The sequence below is a fragment of the Variovorax sp. P1_H2 genome (assembly GCF_056405295.1).
Genome location: NZ_JBFUCJ010000036.1, coordinates 12,876 through 32,908, shown reverse-complemented (window position 1 = coordinate 32,908; position 20,033 = coordinate 12,876). Strand labels below are relative to the sequence as shown.

Sequence of the window (20,033 nt, the reverse complement as noted above, 5' to 3'; positions counted from 1 at the left end):
CGGTTTCCACGAAGGGACGGGGAAAAGCTTAGCAGGCCGGTGCGGCGGGAGCCGGAAAGCTCACAGCCACTTGTCGAGCGGGCTCGCGGCATTGGGCGTTCGCGGCCGCAGGCAGGGCTGGAACCGGCCCGAGCCGGCTTCGGCCGAAAACACGCCATCCTGCCAGACCACCCGCCCCCTCGACACCGTGACGCCCGGCCAGGCGCGCAGCTTCATGCCCTCGTAGGGCGTGTAGTCGGCGGCATGGTGGAGCATGTCGTTGGCGATGACCTTTTCATGGCCTTCGTCGAACACGTCCCAGACCACGAAGTCGGCGTCGCCGCCGACCGCGATCGTGCCCTTCTTCGGATAGAGCCCGTAGAGCCGCGCCGGATTGGTGGCCGTGAGTTCGACGAAGCGGTGGATGTCGATGCGCCCCGCCATCACGCCTTCGCTCATCAACAATGGCAGCCGCGTCTCGACACCGGGAATGCCGTTCGGAATGCGATCGAAAGACGCGTCGTCGCCGGCCACGCGCTTGCCGTCGCTGCCGTGGATGTTGAACGGTGCGTGGTCGGACGAGAAGATGGTGAACAGGCCGCTCGCGAGGCCGTTCCAGATGAACTGCTGGTTGGCCTTGTCGCGCGGCGGCGGGCTGCAGATGCAGCGCGCGCCGTGCATCGGATCGTCGGGATTGAGCCCCAAATCCTCCGCGCTCAGGAACAGGTATTGCGGGCAGGTCTCGGCATGGATCGGCAGTCCGCGCCCGCGCGCCCAGTGGATCTGCTCGACCGCCTCGCGGCCCGACACGTGGACGATCAGGATCGGCGTGTCGATCAATTCGGCCAGCGCGATCGCCCGGTGCGTGGCCTCGCGCTCCACCGCCATCGGCCGCGAGCTGCTGTGATAGCGCGGCGCCGTCAGGCCGGCATCGAGCAGCTGCTCGGTGAGCCAGGCGATGCAGTCGCTGTTCTCGGCATGGATCATGGTCATCGCGCCGTGGCGGCGGGCAACCGCCAGCACCTCGATGATCTGCCGGTCGGCCAGCTTCAGATCGTCGTAGGTCATGTAGATCTTGAAGGAGGTGTAGCCCTTCTCGATCAGGGCCGGCAGCTCGCGCTGCGTCACGTCCTTGGTGGCGTCGGCGACGATCAGGTGGAAGGCGTAGTCGATCACCGCCTTGCCTTCCGCGCGGCGGTGGTAGTCGTCGACCGCCTCCTGGATGCTGCGCCCCTTCTGCTGCGCCGCGAAAGGCAGCACCGTGGTGGTGCCGCCGCAGGCCGCCGAGCGGGTGCCGGTGAAGAAATCGTCCGAGAAGCGCGAGCCGTCGCTGGTCGGCTGGTCGAAGTGGCAGTGGCCGTCGACGCCGCCGGGCGTGACCAGCCGGCCCGCCGCATCGATCTCGCGCGCGGCGCTGCCGTCGAGCTGCTGCGCGATCGCGCAGATGCGGCCGTCGCGCACGCCGATGTCGGCGCGGTAGCGGTCGCCCACGGTGGCGATGTCGGCGTTGCGAAGGATCAGGTCGTAGGGGTTCATGGCGTGGCTCCGGCTAGCGTTGCTCGAGCACGGCGTCGGGCACCACCGGCGCGCCGGTGCTGGCGTTGCCGTAGGCGCGGCCGTAGTGGCGCTCGATCCGGCGCTGGATGAAATCCCAGGCCGTGGTCATCAGCAGGTAGTAGATGGCGGCGACGATGAACAGCTCGAGCACCATGAACTTCTCCTGGATCAGCACCTGGGTGCGGCGCAGCAGCTCTTCCATCGAGATCACCGAGGTGATCGACGTGGTCTTGAGCAGGCCGTTGATGCTGTTGCCCAAGGTCGGGATGATCAGCCGCATCGCCTGCGGCATCACGATGTAGCGCATCGCCTGCGCGCTGCTGAAGCCGACGGCGCGCGCTGCATTCGTCTGGCCGGCCGGCACCGACTGGATGCCGCCGCGCACCACCTCCGCGAGGTAGGCCGCCTCGTTGAGGATCAGGCCGAGCAGCGCCGACTCGACCACCGACAGCTTGAGTCCGAGCTGGGGCAGCCCGGTGTAGATGATGATCAGCTGCACCAGCAGCGGCGTGCCGCGGAAGACCCAGATGTAGAAGTGCGCCGGCGCCGCCAGCCAGGGGTGGCTGGACAGGCGGGCCAAGGCCAGCGCACACCCCACGACCAGGCCGCCCGCGATCGACGCGAGGGTGAGCCACAGCGTGGTCACGGCGCCGCTCAGGATGTACGGATTGAACAGGTAGTCGGCAAACCCCGACCAGCTCCAGCCTTGTCCCATGGACTTTCCTTCCTCTCTGGCTCAGTGGTGGTGCGGCGCGCTCAGCTCGCCGGGCCCTTGACGACCACCGCGCCGTCGATCGCCTTGACGCCGTACTGGTCGAACAGCTTCTGGAAGCTGCCGTCGGCCTTCATGTCGTTGAGCGCCTTGGCCATGGCGACCGAGAGCTCCTTGTTCTTCGCGGCCAGTGCGACCGGCGTCGGGAACAGGCCGTTCAGCACGCGTTCGAAATCGCCGCGCTTCTGGTACTCGGCGCCGGTGGAGTCGATCGACAGCGCCACCTCGACCTGCCCGGCGCGCAGCGCCTGGAAGGCCATCGCGAAGTTCTCGAAGGTGCGGATGGTCATGCCCTTCAGGCCCTTGTCGGTCAGTTGCTTGTCGAGTTCGCGCGCCTTGCGCTCCTCGAAGCCGCCGAGCTCGACGCCGATGCTCTTGCCCGAGAGGTCGTCGGGCTTGGTGATCTTGAGCGGGTTGCCGCGGGCGGTGCTGATGCTGATCGCCTGGTCTTCGTAAGGCAGCATCTGCATCAGCTTGGCGCGCTCGTCGGTGTAGAAGATGCCGGTGTTGATCACGTCCCAGCGGCCGGCCTGCAGGCCCGGGATCATGGCCGAGAACTCGATGCGCACGTACTCGGGCGTCAGGCACAGGCGCTTGGCGATCGCCTCGCCGAGCTCCACGCGCATGCCCTTGAGCGCGCCGGTCTGGTCGACGAACTGCATCGGCGGCAGGGTCGGGTTGACCGACATGATCAAGGTGCCCTTCTTGATCAGGGCGGATTCAGGCACCGGCGACTTGCAGGCCTGGGCGTTCGCGATGCCCATGCCGAGGATGAAAAGAACCGTGGCCGAGGTGAGAGCGGGAAGCAGTTTCATGGGGGTTTCCTGGTGAGATGGAACGAGGCGGAAGCGGTATCTAGTCAGTTGAGGACAGAGCAAAAACTGCTGCGCAGTTTCTTGGTCTGTCCCGCAAGGTCTCAGGAAGTCGAGGACAGAGCAAAAACTGCTGCGCAGTTTCTTGGTCTGTCCCGCAAGGTCTCAGGCAATGGAGCCCAGCAGCCCCAGGCGGTCAAGTTCGCGACGCAGGTCGATGGCATCGGCTTCGGGCAGCGGCAGGCGCGGCGCACGCGGCTTGCCGACCGGCAGGCCCATCATCGTGAGGCCGTCTTTCGACGCGGCCACGTAGCGGTGGCCGCCGACCCAGCGCACGATCGGCAGCATCTCCTTGTAGAGCGCCAGCGCCGCGGGCATGTCCTGTTCGTCGGCGACCAGCTCGAACAGCCGCGCCGACATCTTCGGGATCAGGTTCGAGCAGACCGCCACCCAGCCCTGCGCACCGAGCCAGAAGGACTCGTAGCCCAGGATGCCCGCGAACACGGTCATGCGGTCGCCGCAGAGCTCGATGATGTCGCGCACCCGCGTCACCTCGAGGGTCGACTCCTTGATGTACTTGCAGTTGTCGATGCGCGACAGCCGCGCCACCAGCTCGGGCTTGAGGTCGACATTGGCCGTCGCCGGGTTGTTGTAGACCATGATCGGCACGTTGATCGCTTCGCCGACCTTGCGGTAGTGCGCGAACAGTTCGTCGTCGGTAGGCGTGCTGTAGAACGGCGGAATGATCATGACGCCGTCGGCGCCCATGGTCTCGGCCTCACGGCTCAGCCGCACGCACTCGTCGGTCCACTCGGCGCCGGTGCCGATCAGCACGGGCACGCGTTTTGCTGCCGTCTGCACACAGGTTTCGATCACCAGCTGCCGCTCATCGGGTGTCAACGACAGGAATTCTCCGGTGCTGCCCAGGGGAATCAGCCCGTGGATGCCCTCCTCGATCTGCCAGTCGACCAGCTTCTTCAGGGCCGGCACGTCCACGTGCTTTCCGTCGGCGGTCATGGGGGTGATGAGCACCGTATAGGTGCCTCGGAACGCTGTCATTGCCAGTCCTCGGTGAAAAATTCGGGTGACGAAGTATTTGTATACGGTTAGTATACGTATACATTGAACCGCGTCAAAGTGGTTTTTTGCTTCACACCCGTTTTCATGAGCGCCCGACTGACCCATTCCTCCATCACCGCCGGCGGACGCCCGATCCGCTTCTGGTACGACGGCCAAGCCGTCGACGGCATCGAAGGCGAGACGGTGGCCGCCGCGCTCGCGGCCAGCCACATCCGCCAGATGCGGCACACCCGCGACGGCGGGCGACGCGGCCTTTACTGCGGCATGGGCGCCTGCTTCGACTGCCTCGTGACGATCGACGGCCAGGCCAGCCAGCGCGCCTGCCTGACGAAAGCGGCGGACGGCCAGCAGATCCGTTCGACGATGCCGGCGGGCACGCCCGCGGACCCGCTGAAGCCCCTCGCGCCCGATGCCGGGGCCGAGCCGTTGCAGCGCGAGGTCGACGTGCTGGTGGTCGGCGCCGGCCCGGCCGGCCTCTCGGCGGCGCTTGCGGCCCGCCGTGCGGGTGCGCGGGTGCTGGTGCTCGACGAGCGGCTGCAGTCCGGCGGCCAGTTCTACAAGCCGCTGGCACCGTCGCACCAGGCGCCAACGCCATCCGACCGGCAGTTCGCGGACGGCCTCGCGCTGGAACGCGAGGTGCTCGCCGCGGGCGTGGCGGTGCGGCAGGGTGCGCAGGTCTGGGCCGCCTTTTCTCCCCGCGAAGTCAGTGCACTGATCGACGGACGGGCCACAAACATCCATTGCCGGCAGCTGGTGATCGCGCCCGGCGCCTACGAGCGGCCGGTGCCCTTCCCGGGCTGGACGCTGCCCGGCGTAATGACCACCGGCGCCGCCCAGACGCTGGCGCGGGCCTACCGCGTGGCGCCGGGCCGGCGCGTGCTGATCGCCGGCAACGGGCCGTTGAATCTTCAGTTGGCCGCGGAGCTGCTCGCCGGCGGGGCCCAGGTCGTCGCGGTGCTCGAATCGGCGGCCCGCCCGTCCGCGCGCGACTGGCGCCAGCTGCTGACGGCTGCGCGCACCGCACCCGACCTGCTGCGCCAGGGCTGGGGCTACATGCGGCAGCTGCGCGCCCACAAGGTGCCCGTACTCTGGGGCCACGCGGTGGTCGCCGCCGAGGGCGCCGGCGAGTTGCAGGCCGTGCAGGCCGCGCGACTCGACGCCCAAGGCCGCGCCACGCCCGCCCCGGCGCTGCGCTTCGAAGCCGACACGCTGTGCCTCGGCTACGGCTTCATCCCCTCGACCGAACTGGCGCGGATGCTGGGCTGCGAGCACCGCGTGGCCGACAGGCACCTGGGCTATCTCGCGACCGTGACCGGCACCGACGGCGCGACCAGCCTGCCGGGCGTCTTCGTGGTCGGCGATGGCGCCGACCTGGGTGGCTCGCGCGTCGCCCTGGCGCGCGGCACGCTGGCCGGCGTGGCGGCGGCGCGCAACCTCGGCCTGCTGGCGTCGGAACCGTTCAAGGCACAGGGCCAGTTGCGCCAGGCCGAGTGCTTCCAGCAGGCGCTGTGGTCGCTGTATGAAGCCCCACCCGTCACGCTGGCTTCCATCAGCGATGACACGCTGCTGTGCCGCTGCGAGGAGATCAGCTTCGGCTCGGTGCGCGAGCAGATCCGCGCCGGCCGCGACACGCTGGCCGCGCTCAAGCGCAACACGCGGCTCGGCATGGGCCGCTGCCAGGGCCGCTACTGCGCAGTCACCGCCGCCAGGCTGGTCAGCGAGATGACCGGGCGTCCGCCCGAGGTCGAGCAGTACTTCGCGCCGCGGCCGCCGGCCAAGCCGGTGCCGGCCGGCGCGCTCGGCTTCGAGAAGCCCGAGTGGGGCGGCCACAAGCCCGCCATCACGCCCAACCTCGCGCGCCCGGTCGAACACGCGCCCTTCGACACGGTCCGCACCGACGTGCTGGTGATCGGTGCCGGCGTGCTCGGCGCCTGCCTCGCCTACTACCTCTCGAAGGCCGGCCAGGACGTCACGGTGGTCGACCGCGACGACATCAACCTGCAAGCCTCGGGCGCCAACGCGGGCAGCCTGCACGTCCAGCTGCTGTCCTTCGATTTCGGTGCCAAGGCCCAGGAAGGCGGCGGCCCGGCCGCGGCCACGCTGCCGCTCGGACCGATGTCGGTGCGGCTCTGGCAGGAGATCGAAGCCGACTGCGCAGAAGACCTCGAGATCAAGATCACCGGCGGCCTGATGGTGGCCGACAGCGAGGCCGGCATGCGCTTCATCGAGGCCAAGGCCGCGCTCGAACGCAGCCATGGGATCGACGCCCAGGTGATCGACGGCAGCGAACTGCGCCGGCTCTCGCCGGCGCTGTCGGAACAACTGCTGGGTGCCGAACTGTGCCCGATGGAAGGCAAGATCAATCCGCTGCGCGCGACCTATGCCGTGGCCTCGCGCGCGCAGCAGCAGGGCGCGCGCTTCCTGCGCGGCTGCAACGTGAGCGACATCGAGCGCCGGCCCGGCGACGGCGGCGGCTTCGTGGTCCACACCTCGCGCGGCACCCTCCACGCCGGCCGCGTGGTCAACGCCAGCGGCGCCTGGTCGAGCACGGTCGGCCACATGCTCGGCGTGAAGATCCCGGTCAAGGGTGCGCCGCTGCAGATGATCGTCACCGAGCCGGCGCCGCCGCTGGTCAACCACCTGATCGCGCACGCCGACCGCCACCTGAGCCTCAAGCAGGCCGCGACCGGCGGCCTGATCATCGGCGGCGGCTGGACCGCCGCCTTCCACGAGGGCATGCGCCTGAACCGCGCCGAGCGCGCCAGCATCGAGGGCGGCCTGTGGGTCGCCCGGCAGGTCCTGCCGGCCGTCAGCGGGCTGCACATGGTGCGCTGCTGGGCCGGCATGAACGTCAACATCGACGGCGCGCCGATCATCGGCGAGGTGCCCGGCCTGCCGGGCTTCTACAACGCCGTGACCTCGAACGGCTACACGCTGGCGCCGGTCACCGCGAGTCTGGTCGCCGACCTGATCGTGCGCGGCCGGACCGACATCGACATCACGCCTTTCCGCATCGACCGATTTCTTTGATTCACATGACAGACACCTCTTCCGCGCGCGACACGCTGCGCCAATTCATCGACGCCCATTTCGACGAGCAGGTCGAGACGCTTGCACGGCTGGTGCAATGCCCGTCCGACAACCCGCCCGGCGACTGCGCAGCGCACGCCGAACTCACGGCCCGGCTGCTCGAGGCCATGGACCTGGCGGTCGAGCGCCATCCGGTGCCAGCCGACTTCGCGCAACAGCACGGCATGCAAAGCGTCACCAACCTGATCGTGCGCGAGCGCTTCGGCGACGGACCGGTGATCGCCCTCAATGCGCACGGCGACGTCGTCCCGCCCGGCTCGGGCTGGAGCAGCTCGCCCTACGGCGGCGAGGTGCGCGACGGCTGGCTGTACGGCCGCGGCGCCGCGGTCTCGAAGTCCGACTTCACGACCTACGGCTTCGCACTGCGCGCGCTCAAGGCATTGCGCTCGACCGGCGCGCCGCTGGCCGGCACGGTCGAGCTGCACCTGACCTACGACGAGGAGACCGGCGGCATGACCGGCCCCGGATGGCTCCTTTCCCAGGGCCTGAGCCGCCCCGACTACGTGATCTCGGCCGCTTTCTCGCACCACGTCGTGGTCGCGCACAACGGCTGCCTGCACCTCGAAGTGACGCTGCGCGGCAAGTCGGCGCATGCGGCGCGGCCCGACACCGGCGCCGATGCGATCGAAGCCGCGGCGACCCTGCTGCCGGCGCTGTACCGCTATCGCGACGGGCTGGCGCAACGGCCCTCGCAGACCCCCGGCATCACGCACCCGACGATGGTCGTCGGCTTGATCGAGGGCGGCATCAACACCAACGTGGTGGCCGACACGCTGACCCTGCGGATCGACCGCCGCATCGTGCCCGAGGAAGTGCCCGAGGCGGTCGAGGCCGAGCTGCGCCGGGTCATCGAGGACGCCTGCCGCGCCCTGCCCGGCATCGCCGTCGAGATCCGCCAGATCCTGCTGGCCCGGCCGTTCGCGCCCGCACCCGGCGCGCAGGCCTTTGCCGAATTGATGTGCCGGGAGGCCAGCGCCGTGATGGGCAAGCCGGTGACGCCGATCGGCGTGCCGCTCTACACCGATGCGCGCCTCTACAGCGAAGCCGGTATTCCGACCGTCATGTACGGCGCCGGTCCCGAGTCGCTGCTCGAGGCCAACGGCCACCGTGCCGACGAGCGCGTGCCGCTCGATGAACTGCGCAAGGCGACGGTCGTGGTCGCCAACACGCTCCTGCAACTCCTGACCCCGCCCGAGGAAAGCCGATGATCGAAATCAGTCAAGTGAGCAAGTGGTACGGCAGCTTCCAGGTGCTGACCGACTGCACGACGCGCGTCGAGAAGGGCGAGGTCGTGGTGGTCTGCGGGCCCTCGGGCTCGGGCAAGTCCACGCTGATCAAGTGCGTGAACGCGCTGGAGCCCTTCCAGAGGGGCACGATCACGGTCGACGGCGTCTCGGTCGGCGATCCGAAGATCAACCTCAACCGGCTGCGCTCGCGGGTCGGCATGGTGTTCCAGCACTTCGAGCTGTTTGCGCACCTGTCGATCGAGCAGAACCTGTCGATCGCGCAGGTCAAGGTGCTCAAGCGTTCGGCCAGCGAGGCGCGCACCCGCTCGCTGGCGCTGCTCGAACGGGTCGGCATGAAGGCCCATTCGCACAAGTACCCGTCGCAGCTTTCGGGCGGCCAGCAGCAGCGCGTGGCGATCGCCCGCGCCCTGGCGATGGACCCGATCGCGATGCTGTTCGACGAGCCCACCTCGGCGCTCGACCCCGAGATGGTCAACGAGGTGCTCGACGTGATGGTGCAGCTGGCGCGCGAGGGCATGACCATGATGTGCGTCACGCACGAGATGGGCTTCGCGCGCAAGGTCGCCCACCGCGTGATCTTCATGGACCGCGGCAGCATCGTCGAGGACTGCGCGAAGGAGGAATTCTTCGGCAACCCCGCGGCGCGCTCGGACCGGGCGCAGCAGTTCCTGTCGAAGATCCTCCAGCACTGACTCGCCGGCCGCTACTGCGCCTGCACCGTCACCCGCGCCATCATGTACGGGTGCACCGAGCAGACATAGTCGACCACGCCGGCCTTCGCGAAGACGCGGCTGAAGCTCTGGCCCGGCAGCATCTGCGACGTGCCGGGCGCGCCGTCGTTGAAGGCCAGGCCGTGCGGCGCGCCGTCGTCGTTGGTCCAGGTCACGCTGTCGCCGGCGTTGATCGCGAGCTGCGCCGGCCCGAAGGCGAAGTTGTTGATCGAGACCTTCGCACCGCTTCCGGCGGCCCGATGCTGGACCGCCACCTTGCGCGGCGCATTGCCCACCGGGATGGTGACCACCGGCCCGCCCGCAAGATCGACCAGGCTGACGTCGTTCGATCCCTCGTTGGTCACCAGCACCTTCTTGCCGCCGGGCAGCACATCGACCCAGTGCGGCTGCTTGCCGACCGCGATGCTGCCGGTCGGCGCCTGCGTCGCCGGATCGAACAGCAGCAGCTCGCCCGGCCCCTGCACCACCACCACGCCGGCGCGGGCACCCGCGAACAGATGCGCCACGTGCGGCGAGACGCCGGTCGGGATCTGCGTCAGCAGCTTGTTCGATGCCGTGTCGAACACCTGCACCGCGCTGACCCCGGCCAAGGTCACGTAGAGCGTCTTGCCGTCGGGGCCGAGTTCGAGGTCGCGCGGGGTCTTCTCGAGCGGCACGCTCGCGGCCACCTTGCGCGTCGCCAGATCGATCACCACCAGCGCGAAGTTGCCGGGTGCCTGCGAGGACACATAGGCCTTCCTGCCGTCGGGACTGACCGTCAGCGTGTGCGGCTTGGGCACCGGCACCGTCGCCGCGACCGCATGCGTGGCGGCATCGACGAAGGCGACCCGGTCCTCGCCGTTCACGGCCACCAGCAGCCAGCGGCCATCGGGCGAGATGGCCAGGCCCTGCGGCCCCTTGCCGACCTCGACCGTGTCGACGATGCGGTCGCTGGCCGTGTCGATCACGCTGAGGCTGGAGACACTGGCGCCGCTCACGAAGACCTGGCGGTCGTTGCGGCCGACCGCGATGCCGTCGGGGCCCGCGGCCACCGGCACCGTCGCGATCAGCTGTTGCGAATCGGTGTCGATCACGCTGACCGTGTTGTCCTTGAAATTGCCCACGTAGGCCTTGGCACCGGCGGCGAAGGCGGGGTTGGCCAGCAGCAGCGCCGCCAATGCGGTCGGAAGAATCGAATGCAGCTTCATGGAAGGACTCCTGAACAGAGGGGAAAGGAACAGAATCGGCAACAGGCATGACGGCGCCGGCGCCCTGGCTATTCCCGAAGCGCGGAATAAAAATCGACCCCGCACCGTCAAGCACGGGAAGGAACCCGTTGAACGAACGCACCCGCCGATTCGAAGCCGCGGCCCTGCCGCACCTGCCTGCCGCGTACAACCTCGCGCGCTGGCTGCTGCGCGACGACCGGCAGGCCGAGGACGCGGTGCAGGAGGCCTATCTGCGCGCTTTCCGCTTCTTCGACGACCTGCGCGGCGACGCGGCCCGCCCCTGGCTGCTGGGCATCGTGCGCAACGCCTGCTACGACTGGATGCGCCAGCACCGCCACCTGGCCGACCAGGTCGAGTTCGACGAGCTGCGCGACAGCGTCGGCGGCAGCGAAGGCGCCGCGGGCTTCGGCGACCCGGCCGTGGCCTGGGAACGGCAGGCACGCGGCCAGCGCGTGAACGCCGCGATCGAGGCGCTGGCGCCGCCGTTCCGGGAGGTCATCGTGCTGCGCGAGCTGGAGGAGATGTCGTATGAAGACATCGCGCGCATCGCCGGCGTTCCGATCGGCACGGTGATGTCGCGCTTGTCGCGCGCGCGCGCCTTGCTGCGCAGCGCGCTGCGGGCGGAGGCCCCGCAGGAACCCAGGGAAGGAAAGCGTGATGCAAGCCACTGAAGACGACGAACTGGGTGCGCTGATCCGGCGCGAGGGCGTTCGGCACACGCCGTCCGCGGCGCTGGCCGAACGCATCCGCGCCGATCTGCAGGGCCTGCAGGCGCCCTCCCTTCGCCCGCCACGCCCGCCGGCACCGTCTCGCTGGCTGCAGGCCATCGCACTGTTCGGCGCCGGCGCAGCCACCGCCTGGGGCCTGGCGCTCGCGCTGCTGGTGGCGCCGATGCAGGATGCGACCGGCGACGCCGTCACCGACAGCCACGTGCGCTCGCTGATGGGCTCGCACCTGGCCGACGTGGCCTCCACCGACCAGCACACGGTCAAGCCCTGGTTCGCCGGCAAGCTCGACTTCTCGCCGCCGGTGATCGATCTCGCGGCCGAAGGCATGCCGCTGGCCGGCGGCCGCCTCGACTACGTCGATGGGCACGCGGTCGCGGCGCTGGTCTACCGCTCGGGCCCGCACGTGATCAACCTGTTCGTGTGGCCCGCACCCGAGGCAAAGCCGCAGGACCCGCAGCTGCTCGTCAAGCGCGGCTACAACCTCGCGCACTGGACCCGGGCCGGCATGCAGGCCTGGGCGGTCTCGGACCTCAACGCGGCAGAGCTGAAGGCCTTCGCGGACCAGGCCAGCCAGCGGATGGCCACGGCGGCGCCGCCCTGATCAGATCGCCACCAGCTGGCGCACCCCGTTGGCTTCCATGTCCTTGCCCGGGCCGCGCGCGATGACCTCGCCGCGCTCCATCACCAGGTAGTCGTCGGCCAGCTCCTGGGCGAAGTCGTAGTACTGCTCGCACAGCACGATCGCCATGTCGCCGCGGTCGGCCAGCATGCGGATCACGCGGCCGATGTCCTTGATGATGCTGGGCTGGATGCCTTCGGTCGGCTCGTCGAGGATCAGCAGCTTCGGCTTGGGCGCCAGGGCGCGCGCGATCGCCAGCTGCTGCTGCTGGCCGCCCGACAGGTCGCCGCCGCGCCGGTTCAGCATCTGCTTCAGCACCGGGAACAACTCGTAGAGTTCGGGCGGAATCGGCGTTGCGCCCGACTTGTAGGCCAGGCCCATGCGCAGGTTCTCTTCGACCGTCAGGCGCGCGAAGATCTCCCGGCCCTGCGGCACGAAGCCCATGCCGGCGCGGGCCCGCTCGTAGGGCGTCTTCTTCTGGATCGGCGTGCCGTCGAATTCGATGCTGCCGCTCTTGATCGGCACCAGGCCCATCAGCGACTTGAGCAGCGTGGTCTTGCCGACGCCGTTGCGGCCCAGCAGCACGGTGACCTTGCCGAGCCGGGCCTCGAAACTGACATCGCGCAGGATGTGCGAGCCGCCGTAGTACTGGTGGATGTTCTTGACGCTGAGCATGTTTTCCTTTCCTCTCTCAATGACCTCGAGCGCCGCCGTCATCCCACACCGGGGATGCCGCAGAACCGGCTTTGCCGGGCTGCTGGCATCGCCCCCTGCAAGGGGGTGTGCGGCCACACGAAGTGGGCAAGCCTGGGGGTGTGCTTCTATCTGCCCAGGTAGACCTCGATCACCCGCTCGTCCGCCTGCACTTCATCGAGCGTGCCCTGCGCCAGCACCGAGCCGTCGCACAGCACCGTGACGATCTCCGAGATCGTCCGGATGAAACTCATGTCGTGCTCGACCACCATCAGCGAGTGCTTGCCCTTCAAGCTCAGGAACAGCTCGGCGGTGCGCGCCGTCTCCTCGTCCGTCATGCCCGCCACCGGCTCGTCGAGCAGAAGCAGCTTGGGGTCCTGCATCAGCAGCATGCCGATTTCCAGCCACTGCTTCTGGCCGTGGCTCAGGTTGCCTGCCAGCCGCAGCACGCTGTCTTCGAGATGGATCGTGTGCAGCACCTCGGCCAGCCGGTCGGACTGCGCCGAATCGAGCCTGAACAGCATCGAGGCCTTGACGCCCTTGTCGGTCTTGAGCGCGAGCTCGAGATTCTCGAACACGGTCAGGTGCTCGAAGACGGTCGGCTTCTGGAACTTGCGGCCGATGCCGAGCTGGGCGATCTCGGCCTCCTTGTGGCGCAGCAGGTCGATGGTGCTGCCGAAGAACACCGTGCCCTCGTCGGGCCGGGTCTTGCCGGTGATGATGTCCATCATCGTCGTCTTGCCCGCGCCGTTGGGCCCGATGATGCAGCGCAGCTCGCCCGGCGCGATGTCGAGCGAGAGCTTGTTGATCGCCTTGAAGCCGTCGAAGCTCACGCTGACGTCTTCGAGGTAGAGGATGCGGCCGTGCGTGACGTCCACTTCGCCGGTCGCATGCCGGCCATAGCCCGCCGCGCGCCCGCCTGATTCGGTCTGCAAGGCGTGGCCGACCATGCCGCCGTGGCGGGCGATGCGCTCGGCGCCGGCTTCCATCAGGTCGGGCGTCATGCGCGCGCTCCCTTGGCTTCGACCGCCAGCGGCACCAAGGCCGAAGGCTCGACGCCCTGCTCCGCCGCCACCGCGCGCTGCGCCTCGCGCCGGCCTTCGCTCGGCGCCTTGACCCTGGACTTCCATTTCTTCACCAACCCGACGATGCCGTCGGGCAGGAACAAGGTCACGGCGATGAACAGCGCGCCCAGGAAGTACAGCCAGTATTCGGGATAGGCCACCGTCAGCCAGCTCTTCGCGCCATTGACGATGAAGGCGCCGATGATCGGCCCGATCAGCGTCGCCCGGCCGCCGACCGCGGCCCAGATCGCGATCTCGATCGAGTTGGCGGCGCTCATCTCGCCCGGGTTGATGATGCCGACCTGCGGCACGTAGAGCGCACCGGCCACGCCGCACATGATGGCCGAGATGACCCAGATCGTGAGCTTGTAGCCGAGCGGGTTGTAGCCCGAGAACATCACGCGCGTCTCGGCATCGCGAATCGCCTGCAGCACGCGGCCGAACTTGCTGCCGATCAGCCACTTCGAGAACAGGAAGAAGCCCAGCAAGGTGAGGCCGGTCAGCGCGAACAGGGTCATGCGCATTTCCTGCGTCTGGATCGGGATGCCCAGGATGCGCTTGAAGTCGGTGAAGCCGTTGTTGCCGCCGAAGCCGGTCTCGTTGCGGAAGAACAGCAGCATCGCGGCGAAGGTCATGGCCTGCGTGATGATCGAGAAGTACACGCCCTTGATGCGCGAACGGAAGGCGAAGAAGCCGAACACGAAGGCGATCAGGCCCGGCACCGCGACGATCAGGACCAGTGTGGCGATGAAGCTGTCGCTGAAGCTCCAGTGCCAGGGCAGCGTCTTCCAGTCGAGGAACACCATGAAGTCCGGCAGGTCGCTCTTGTAGTTGCCGTCGCGGCCGATCTGGCGCATCAGGTACATGCCCATCATGTAGCCGCCGAGCGCGAAGAACAGGCCGTGGCCCAGCGACAGGATGCCGGTGTAGCCCCAGATCAGGTCCATCGCGAGCGCGCAGATGGCGTAGCACATGATCTTGCCGACCAGCGCCACCGCGTAGTCGCTCATGTGCAGTGCGCTGCCCGTGGGCACCATGATGTTGAGCACCGGCGCCACTGCACAGACCACGATCAGCGCGACGAAGAAGACGGTCCAGCCCTTGCCGCTGAGCAGAGGGCCTTTGGAGGGAAGTTTGTTGGAAGACATGAAGTGAGCTCGCCTAGGCTTCCGCGCTCCGGCCTTTCATCGCGAAGATGCCTTGCGGACGCTTCTGGATGAAGATGATGATGAAGACCAGCACCGCGATCTTCGCGAGCACCGCGCCGGCCCAGCCTTCGATGAACTTGTTCAGGATGCCCAGGCCCATGGCGGCATACACTGTGCCGGCGAGCTGGCCGACGCCGCCCATCACGACCACCATGAACGAGTCGACGATGTAGCTCTGGCCGAGGTCGGGGCCGACATTGCCGATCTGCGAGAGCGCGCAGCCCGCCAGGCCGGCGATGCCGGAGCCGAGCGCAAAGGCGTAGGTGTCGATGCGCGCGGTGTTCACGCCCATGCACGAGGCGATCGGGCGGTTCTGCGTGACGCCGCGAACGAACAGGCCGAGCCGCGTGCGGCCGATCAGCCAGCCCATGGCGAGCAGCACCAGCACGGCGAAGATGATGATGCAGATGCGGTTCCAGGGCAGCACGACATTGCTCAGCAGGGTCAGGCCGCCGCTCATCCACGACGGGTTCTCGACGCCGACGTTCTGGGCGCCGAAGAGCGAGCGCACCAGCTGCTGCAGCATCAGCGAGATGCCCCAGGTGGCCAGCAGCGTCTCGAGCGGCCGGCCGTACAGGAAGCGGATCACGCCGCGCTCGAGCACCGCGCCGACCAGCGCCGACGCCAGGAAGGCCACCGGGATCGCCGCCACCAGGTACCAGCCGAAGGCCGACTCCGGAAAGTAGCGCTGGAAGATGCCCTGCATCACGTAGGTGGCGTAGGCGCCGATCATCATCAGCTCGCCGTGCGCCATGTTGATGACGCCCATCAGCCCGTAGGTGATCGCCAGGCCGAGCGCGGCCAGCAGGAGCACCGAACCCAGGCTGATGCCGCTGAAGATCGCGTTGATGCGGTCGCCCCAGACCAGCGAGCCGTCGATGCTGCTGATCGACGCCACGATGGCCGCCTTGACATCGGCCTCGGTCTCGTCGGCCAGCCGCTGGTTGAGCAGCAGCTTGGTCTCGGGGCTGCGGCTGGCGCCCAGGTCCTTGGCGGCGGCCAGCCGCTTGCCCTTGTCGGTGCTCGTGAGCAGACTGGCGGCGCGCACCAGCTCGAGCTGCGCCTTGATCTTGGGGTTGTTCTCGGCGGCCAGCGCCTTCTCGACCATCGGCAGGCGCGACTCGTCGGGCTCCTTGAACAGTGCCAGGGCGGCCTCGGAGCGCACCGCGTCGTCCTTGCTCGTGAGCTTGAGCGCGGCCTGCGCGGCGTCGAGCGCGCCGCGCATCATGTTGTTGTTGACCACGTCCTCGGCGTCCTCGGGCAGCTTCTGCTCGGCGCCTGTGATCGGGTCGTAGGCCTTGTCGTCCTTGATGACGAAGACCTTGTCGGCCGTGAACTTGACGGCGTCGTCCGCCATCGCCTGGATGAAGGCGGCGGTCTTGTCGTCGGCCGTGACGACGGCCTGGTTGAGCGCCGCGATGCGGGCCTCCGACTCGCCCGACGCGATCGCCTTGGCCTCCTCGCCGGTCAGCGCGTGACCGGGAAGAGCCAGGAGCAGCAAGAACGCCGCCGCACAGGAGTGAATGAAGCGCATAGGTATGAAAGGCGGCGTTCTCTTCTCTGTTCCAGAAACACCGCGGAACCGGCTTCGCCGGGCCGCTGGTGTTGCCCCCTCGAGGGGGAGCCCGCTACACGAAGTGAGCGGGATTCGGGGGTGGGCCAGCTACATCGATTTTCCGGACGGATAGTCCGGCTTCTTGTCGTTGCCTTCGATGTACGGGCTCCACGGCTTGGCCTTGACCGGGCCYGGCGTCTTCCACACCACGTTGAACTGGCCGTCGGCCTTGATCTCGCCGATGAACACGCTCTTGTGCAGGTGGTGGTTCTTCTCGTCCATCTTCGAGACGATGCCCGAGGGCGCGGTGAAGGTCTGGCCGGCCATCGCCGCGATCACCTTGTCGGTGTCGGTGCTCTTGGCCTTCTCGACCGCCTGCTTCCACATGTGGATGCCGATCCAGGTGGCTTCCATCGGGTCGTTGGTCAGCGGCTTGTCCTTGTGGCCGGCAATGTTCTTGGCCTTGGCGTAGTCGCTCCATTGCTTGATGAACGCCGTGTTGGTCGGGTTCTTGATGCTCATGAAGTAGTTCCAGGCAGCCAGGTGGCCCACGAGCGGCTTGGTGTCGACGCCGCGCAGCTCTTCCTCGCCGACCGAGAAGGCGACCACCGGCACGTCCTTGGCCTTCAGGCCGGCATTGCCGAGTTCCTTGTAGAAGGGCACGTTGGAGTCGCCGTTGATGGTCGAGACCACAGCGGTCTTGCCGCCGGCCGAGAACTTCTTGATGTCGGCGACGATGGTCTGGTAGTCGCTGTGGCCGAAGGGCGTGTACTTTTCGTCGATGTCGCTGTCCTTCACGCCCTTGCTCTTGAGGTAGGCGCGCAGGATCTTGTTGGTGGTGCGCGGGTAGACGTAGTCGGTGCCCAGCAGGACCCAGCGCTTGGCGCCGCCGCCTTCCTTGCTCATCAGGTAGTCGACCGCCGGAATCGCCTGCTGGTTGGGCGCGGCGCCGGTGTAGAAGACGTTCTTGCTGAGCTCTTCGCCCTCGTACTGCACGGGATAGAACAGCAAGCCGTTCATTTCCTCCACCACCGGCAGCACCGACTTGCGCGAGACCGAGGTCCAGCAGCCGAAGATCACCGCGACCTTGTCCTGGCCGAGCAGCTGCTTGGTCTTTTCAGCGAACAGCGGCCAGTTGGAGGCCGGGTCGACCACCACGGGCTCGAGCTTCTTGCCCAGCACGCCGCCCTTCGAGTTGATGTCGTCGATGGCCATCAGCACCGTGTCCTTCAACACGGTCTCGGAGATCGCCATCGTGCCCGACAGCGAATGCAGGACGCCGACCTTGATGGTGTCCTGCGCGAAGGCAGGCACCGCGGACAGGCTGGCGAGAGCGACGGCGGCGGTCATCGCCTTGAGTGTGAATCGACGTTGCATGGTGACTACCTTCTCCTGGTTGGGTTGGAACGATGAAGAGGAGTCTGCGGACGGGGCGCCGCCGCGAAAATACGCCCAGTGGCGTACGCGGGGCGACGTTTCAAGGCCGGCAACGCCAGGCCCCTTCGTGAAACACCGAGGAACCGGCTTCGCCGGGCCTCAGGTGTTGCCCCCGGTAGGGGGCTGAGGAGCCGCGGCTCCAAGCCTGCCTGCGCAGGCTTGGACGGCTCCGAAGAGCCGCTGCCTCTGGCAGCGACTCGAGGCGGGCTACACGAAGTGAGCCCAACCTGGGGGCGAGCTAAAAGAACGCTCTCGCGTAATTGATCGGCGCATGGTCCGCCAACTCCCGCAGCAGCACCGAGCCCGGCCGCCATGCGTGCTCCGCCGCGTACCGCGCCCGGCCCTGGATGCGGTCGGCCTCGATCTCCGACGGGCTCGGATCCTCCACGCAGAGGCCGTCGATGCAGCGGATGTAGCTGACCGCCCCGGCGTGCGCGTAGAAGGACAGCGCCGGCGGCAGTTGCGTCACGACGTCGCAGCCGTCGACGACGCGCATCACGCGCAGCTCGCTCAGGGCCGAGACGAAAACCGCGTCGCCGACGCGCGGCGAGCCGAGCGTGACCAGCAGGGCCGGCTGCAGGACGGTGGCGGCCAGCGTGGCAAGCGCGGCACCCAGGCTGTGCCCGGCAAGGATCAGACGGTTGTGCTGGCCCGCCGCGCTGCCCAGCCAATCGTTGACCTGCGGCAGCACCGATCGCGCCGCCTCGGCAAATCCGGCATGCACGCGGCCGCCGCTTTCGCTCCAGTCGACCTGTTGCGCCTGGAGGTTGGTTGCCAGGTGGCGAATCTCGTCGGGCTGGGTGCCGCGGAAAGCGATCAGCGCGCTGCCGTCCGCGTTGAGGCTGCCGAAGGCGAAGGTGGCATCGTCACGAAACAAGGCCGGTGCGCCGAAACCCGCGCAGGCCAGCGCCTCGGTCAGCCGCCGCATTTCGGCCTCGGATTCCTCCGCCCGATAGTAGGCCAGCCGCGCAGCCTCGACCGCCCACTGCGCGGGCGTGTAGCTGCATCCGGCCTCGAACAGCGTCGGCTGCCGCTCGGGCGTGTAGAGCGCGGTCCGGCTGGCGTCATAGGGGATGGACGGCATCGGCGGCTCCAGGCAGGTCGACCCTAGGTTCGCGGCGCGGCACGCCGGAACTGGCGGGCCACGAAGGCCCACACCAGCTTCGAGGCATCGGGTCCGGCGGCGTCGGTGAAGCGCATGCTCGACGCTCCGCCGCTCCATGCATGGCCCAGGCTGGCAATCTCGCACAGCGTGACCATCGTCCGGCTGCCACGGTGGAAGTCGGTGACGCGCATCGGATGGCGCTTGCCGCGCTGCATCGCCCGCACCGCCCCGGGCCGGCCGCCGGTGGCGACCGCCCAGACCTCCGCGCTGCTGCCGGCGTTGCTCGGAGCGACCACGCTGTCGGCGTCGCCGTGCAGGATCAGCAGCGGCGGCAGCGTGGTGAATACCGCTGCCGCGCCCATCGCCTTGCCGACCGCGGTGGCCGGCATCGGCGGCACATGCTGGCCGCGCATGGCACCCAGCGCGGTGGCGGGCGACTTGGCCGCGCCGGGCGCCACGCCCGAATGCATGGCAACCGCCTTGAAGCGCGCCGGATAGCGGGTGGCCAGCAGGGCCGCCATGCTGGCGCCGGCGGACATCCCGGCGATCGCCACCCGCTCGCGATTGGCCGGATACAGCAGCAGCACCTGGTCGATCGCGGCCATCAGGGTGGCGGCCTCGGCATCGGCCTTGCCGGAACGACGGTCGTACCAGTTCCAGCAGCCCTGCGCATTGGCCAGGCGGTCCTGCTCGGGATAGAGAACCAGGAAGCGTTCGCGGTCGGCGACCCGGTTCATGCGGGTGGCGATCGCGAAATCGCGGCCGGTCTGGGCGCAGCCGTGCAGCATGACCATCAGGGGCAGCTGCTCGCCCGGCTCCAGCGCCAGTGCGGGCGGGCGATAGAGGTGGTAGCGCCGCGCCCCGGCCGGTCCCAGCGCGGCGCCGGCGATCCAGTCGCCACGCCCCGGCGGCGGCTTGAGCTGCTCCACCGCGACGCTCCGGACCCGCTGGGCGATCCGCTTGCCGCTGCCCAGCGTCGCCTTGGTGAGCGCGTTCAGGCCGCGCTTGTAGGCACGGGTCAGCGCAGAGGGCGAACGGGGGGACATGGCGGCGGCGGGCTGGCGTGCATCGTTGCGAACACGGTAGCAGCTTCGTCCCCGGCCAGCTACCCGACCATCGGCCGGCCCGGGGAGCGCGCCGTCAATCAG

17 protein-coding genes are annotated in these 20,033 nt (G+C 68.4%); 5 read left to right on the top strand and 12 right to left on the bottom strand.

The genetic code is table 11. From position 1 onward, the window contains the following. Positions 1–60: 60 nt before the first annotated feature. From hydA to AC1D2E_RS14825, 4 genes are all read right to left on the bottom strand, one after another. Complete coding sequence (gene hydA, locus AC1D2E_RS14840; RefSeq protein WP_478198095.1) at positions 61–1,515, bottom strand: dihydropyrimidinase; 1,455 nt, start codon at positions 1,513–1,515, stop codon at positions 61–63. A gap of 13 nt (positions 1,516–1,528) precedes the next feature. Further along, positions 1,529–2,251, bottom strand: coding sequence for an amino acid ABC transporter permease (locus AC1D2E_RS14835; protein WP_478172117.1), 723 nt, complete (start codon positions 2,249–2,251; stop codon positions 1,529–1,531). Positions 2,252–2,292: 41 nt separating this feature from the next. Then, entirely contained in the window at positions 2,293–3,123 is an 831-nt protein-coding gene (locus tag AC1D2E_RS14830; RefSeq protein WP_478198094.1) for an ABC transporter substrate-binding protein, read from the bottom strand. Positions 3,124–3,285: 162 nt separating this feature from the next. Next, on the bottom strand, positions 3,286–4,179 hold the full coding sequence (locus AC1D2E_RS14825) for a dihydrodipicolinate synthase family protein (protein ID WP_478198093.1): 894 nt from the start codon (positions 4,177–4,179) through the stop codon (positions 3,286–3,288). A gap of 105 nt (positions 4,180–4,284) precedes the next feature. Here AC1D2E_RS14825 and AC1D2E_RS14820 point away from each other — a divergent pair, with 105 nt between their 5' ends. Genes AC1D2E_RS14820 through AC1D2E_RS14810 form a run of 3 tightly spaced genes read left to right on the top strand, consistent with a single transcriptional unit; the run spans position 4,285 to position 9,229 of the window. Then, positions 4,285–7,230, top strand: coding sequence for an FAD-dependent oxidoreductase (locus tag AC1D2E_RS14820; RefSeq protein ID WP_478198092.1), 2,946 nt, complete (start codon positions 4,285–4,287; stop codon positions 7,228–7,230). 5 nt (positions 7,231–7,235) lie between these two features. Further along, positions 7,236–8,498: a M20/M25/M40 family metallo-hydrolase gene (locus AC1D2E_RS14815; RefSeq protein ID WP_478198091.1), complete on the top strand. Its 1,263-nt coding sequence runs from the start codon at positions 7,236–7,238 to the stop codon at positions 8,496–8,498. After that, positions 8,495–9,229 carry an amino acid ABC transporter ATP-binding protein gene (locus tag AC1D2E_RS14810; RefSeq protein ID WP_478198090.1) on the top strand — a complete coding sequence of 245 codons (735 nt, stop codon included), beginning with the start codon at positions 8,495–8,497 and terminating at the stop codon, positions 9,227–9,229. The genes AC1D2E_RS14815 and AC1D2E_RS14810 overlap by 4 nt, the downstream gene beginning before the upstream one ends. 11 nt (positions 9,230–9,240) lie before the next feature. Here the strand turns inward: AC1D2E_RS14810 and AC1D2E_RS14805 are convergent, their stop codons facing one another. Then, entirely contained in the window at positions 9,241–10,455 is a 1,215-nt protein-coding gene (locus AC1D2E_RS14805) for a YVTN family beta-propeller repeat protein (protein ID WP_478198089.1), read from the bottom strand. 128 nt (positions 10,456–10,583) lie between these two features. On the opposite strand from AC1D2E_RS14805, the gene AC1D2E_RS14800 reads away from it, so the two are divergent. After that, positions 10,584–11,147, top strand: a complete 564-nt coding sequence (locus AC1D2E_RS14800) for a sigma-70 family RNA polymerase sigma factor (protein ID WP_478198088.1) — start codon at positions 10,584–10,586, stop codon at positions 11,145–11,147. Beyond that, a complete protein-coding gene (locus AC1D2E_RS14795) occupies positions 11,134–11,805 on the top strand; it encodes an anti-sigma factor family protein (protein WP_478198087.1) in 672 nt (223 codons plus the stop codon). Before AC1D2E_RS14800 ends, AC1D2E_RS14795 begins: the two co-directional genes overlap by 14 nt. On the opposite strand, the gene urtE is transcribed toward AC1D2E_RS14795, so the two are convergent. From urtE to AC1D2E_RS14760, 7 genes are all read right to left on the bottom strand, one after another. After that, a complete protein-coding gene (urtE, locus tag AC1D2E_RS14790) occupies positions 11,806–12,498 on the bottom strand; it encodes an urea ABC transporter ATP-binding subunit UrtE (RefSeq protein WP_478198086.1) in 693 nt (230 codons plus the stop codon). A gap of 146 nt (positions 12,499–12,644) precedes the next feature. Further along, positions 12,645–13,520 carry an urea ABC transporter ATP-binding protein UrtD gene (urtD, locus tag AC1D2E_RS14785; RefSeq protein ID WP_478172107.1) on the bottom strand — a complete coding sequence of 292 codons (876 nt, stop codon included), beginning with the start codon at positions 13,518–13,520 and terminating at the stop codon, positions 12,645–12,647. Next, positions 13,517–14,728, bottom strand: a complete 1,212-nt coding sequence (urtC, locus tag AC1D2E_RS14780; RefSeq protein WP_478198085.1) for an urea ABC transporter permease subunit UrtC — start codon at positions 14,726–14,728, stop codon at positions 13,517–13,519. The genes urtD and urtC overlap by 4 nt, the downstream gene beginning before the upstream one ends. A gap of 13 nt (positions 14,729–14,741) precedes the next feature. Continuing rightward, positions 14,742–16,322, bottom strand: coding sequence for an urea ABC transporter permease subunit UrtB (gene urtB / locus AC1D2E_RS14775; protein ID WP_478198084.1), 1,581 nt, complete (start codon positions 16,320–16,322; stop codon positions 14,742–14,744). 129 nt (positions 16,323–16,451) lie between these two features. After that, complete coding sequence (urtA, locus tag AC1D2E_RS14770; protein ID WP_478198083.1) at positions 16,452–17,720, bottom strand: urea ABC transporter substrate-binding protein; 1,269 nt, start codon at positions 17,718–17,720, stop codon at positions 16,452–16,454. A 298-nt stretch (positions 17,721–18,018) separates the two neighbouring features. Further along, positions 18,019–18,864 (bottom strand): lipase family protein, encoded by an 846-nt coding sequence (locus tag AC1D2E_RS14765; protein ID WP_478198082.1) that lies wholly within the window; start codon positions 18,862–18,864, stop codon positions 18,019–18,021. Positions 18,865–18,887: 23 nt separating this feature from the next. After that, positions 18,888–19,931, bottom strand: a complete 1,044-nt coding sequence (locus tag AC1D2E_RS14760; RefSeq protein ID WP_478198081.1) for an extracellular catalytic domain type 1 short-chain-length polyhydroxyalkanoate depolymerase — start codon at positions 19,929–19,931, stop codon at positions 18,888–18,890. Positions 19,932–20,033: the final 102 nt, after the last annotated feature.

What these genes read in the sequence shown, in the direction of transcription:
- AC1D2E_RS14760 (WP_478198081.1), bottom strand. Translation starts at nt 19,931, where the DNA reads ATGTCCCCCCGTTCGCCCTCTGCGCTGACCCGTGCCTACAAGCGCGGC.
- hydA (WP_478198095.1), bottom strand. Translation starts at nt 1,515, where the DNA reads ATGAACCCCTACGACCTGATCCTTCGCAACGCCGACATCGCCACCGTG.
- AC1D2E_RS14820 (WP_478198092.1), top strand. Translation starts at nt 4,285, where the DNA reads ATGAGCGCCCGACTGACCCATTCCTCCATCACCGCCGGCGGACGCCCG.
- AC1D2E_RS14795 (WP_478198087.1), top strand. Translation starts at nt 11,134, where the DNA reads ATGCAAGCCACTGAAGACGACGAACTGGGTGCGCTGATCCGGCGCGAG.
- AC1D2E_RS14815 (WP_478198091.1), top strand. Translation starts at nt 7,236, where the DNA reads ATGACAGACACCTCTTCCGCGCGCGACACGCTGCGCCAATTCATCGAC.
- urtB (WP_478198084.1), bottom strand. Translation starts at nt 16,322, where the DNA reads ATGCGCTTCATTCACTCCTGTGCGGCGGCGTTCTTGCTGCTCCTGGCT.
- urtE (WP_478198086.1), bottom strand. Translation starts at nt 12,498, where the DNA reads ATGCTCAGCGTCAAGAACATCCACCAGTACTACGGCGGCTCGCACATC.
- AC1D2E_RS14825 (WP_478198093.1), bottom strand. Translation starts at nt 4,179, where the DNA reads ATGACAGCGTTCCGAGGCACCTATACGGTGCTCATCACCCCCATGACC.
- AC1D2E_RS14830 (WP_478198094.1), bottom strand. Translation starts at nt 3,123, where the DNA reads ATGAAACTGCTTCCCGCTCTCACCTCGGCCACGGTTCTTTTCATCCTC.
- AC1D2E_RS14765 (WP_478198082.1), bottom strand. Translation starts at nt 18,864, where the DNA reads ATGCCGTCCATCCCCTATGACGCCAGCCGGACCGCGCTCTACACGCCC.
- AC1D2E_RS14805 (WP_478198089.1), bottom strand. Translation starts at nt 10,455, where the DNA reads ATGAAGCTGCATTCGATTCTTCCGACCGCATTGGCGGCGCTGCTGCTG.
- urtC (WP_478198085.1), bottom strand. Translation starts at nt 14,728, where the DNA reads ATGTCTTCCAACAAACTTCCCTCCAAAGGCCCTCTGCTCAGCGGCAAG.
- urtD (WP_478172107.1), bottom strand. Translation starts at nt 13,520, where the DNA reads ATGACGCCCGACCTGATGGAAGCCGGCGCCGAGCGCATCGCCCGCCAC.
- AC1D2E_RS14835 (WP_478172117.1), bottom strand. Translation starts at nt 2,251, where the DNA reads ATGGGACAAGGCTGGAGCTGGTCGGGGTTTGCCGACTACCTGTTCAAT.
- AC1D2E_RS14810 (WP_478198090.1), top strand. Translation starts at nt 8,495, where the DNA reads ATGATCGAAATCAGTCAAGTGAGCAAGTGGTACGGCAGCTTCCAGGTG.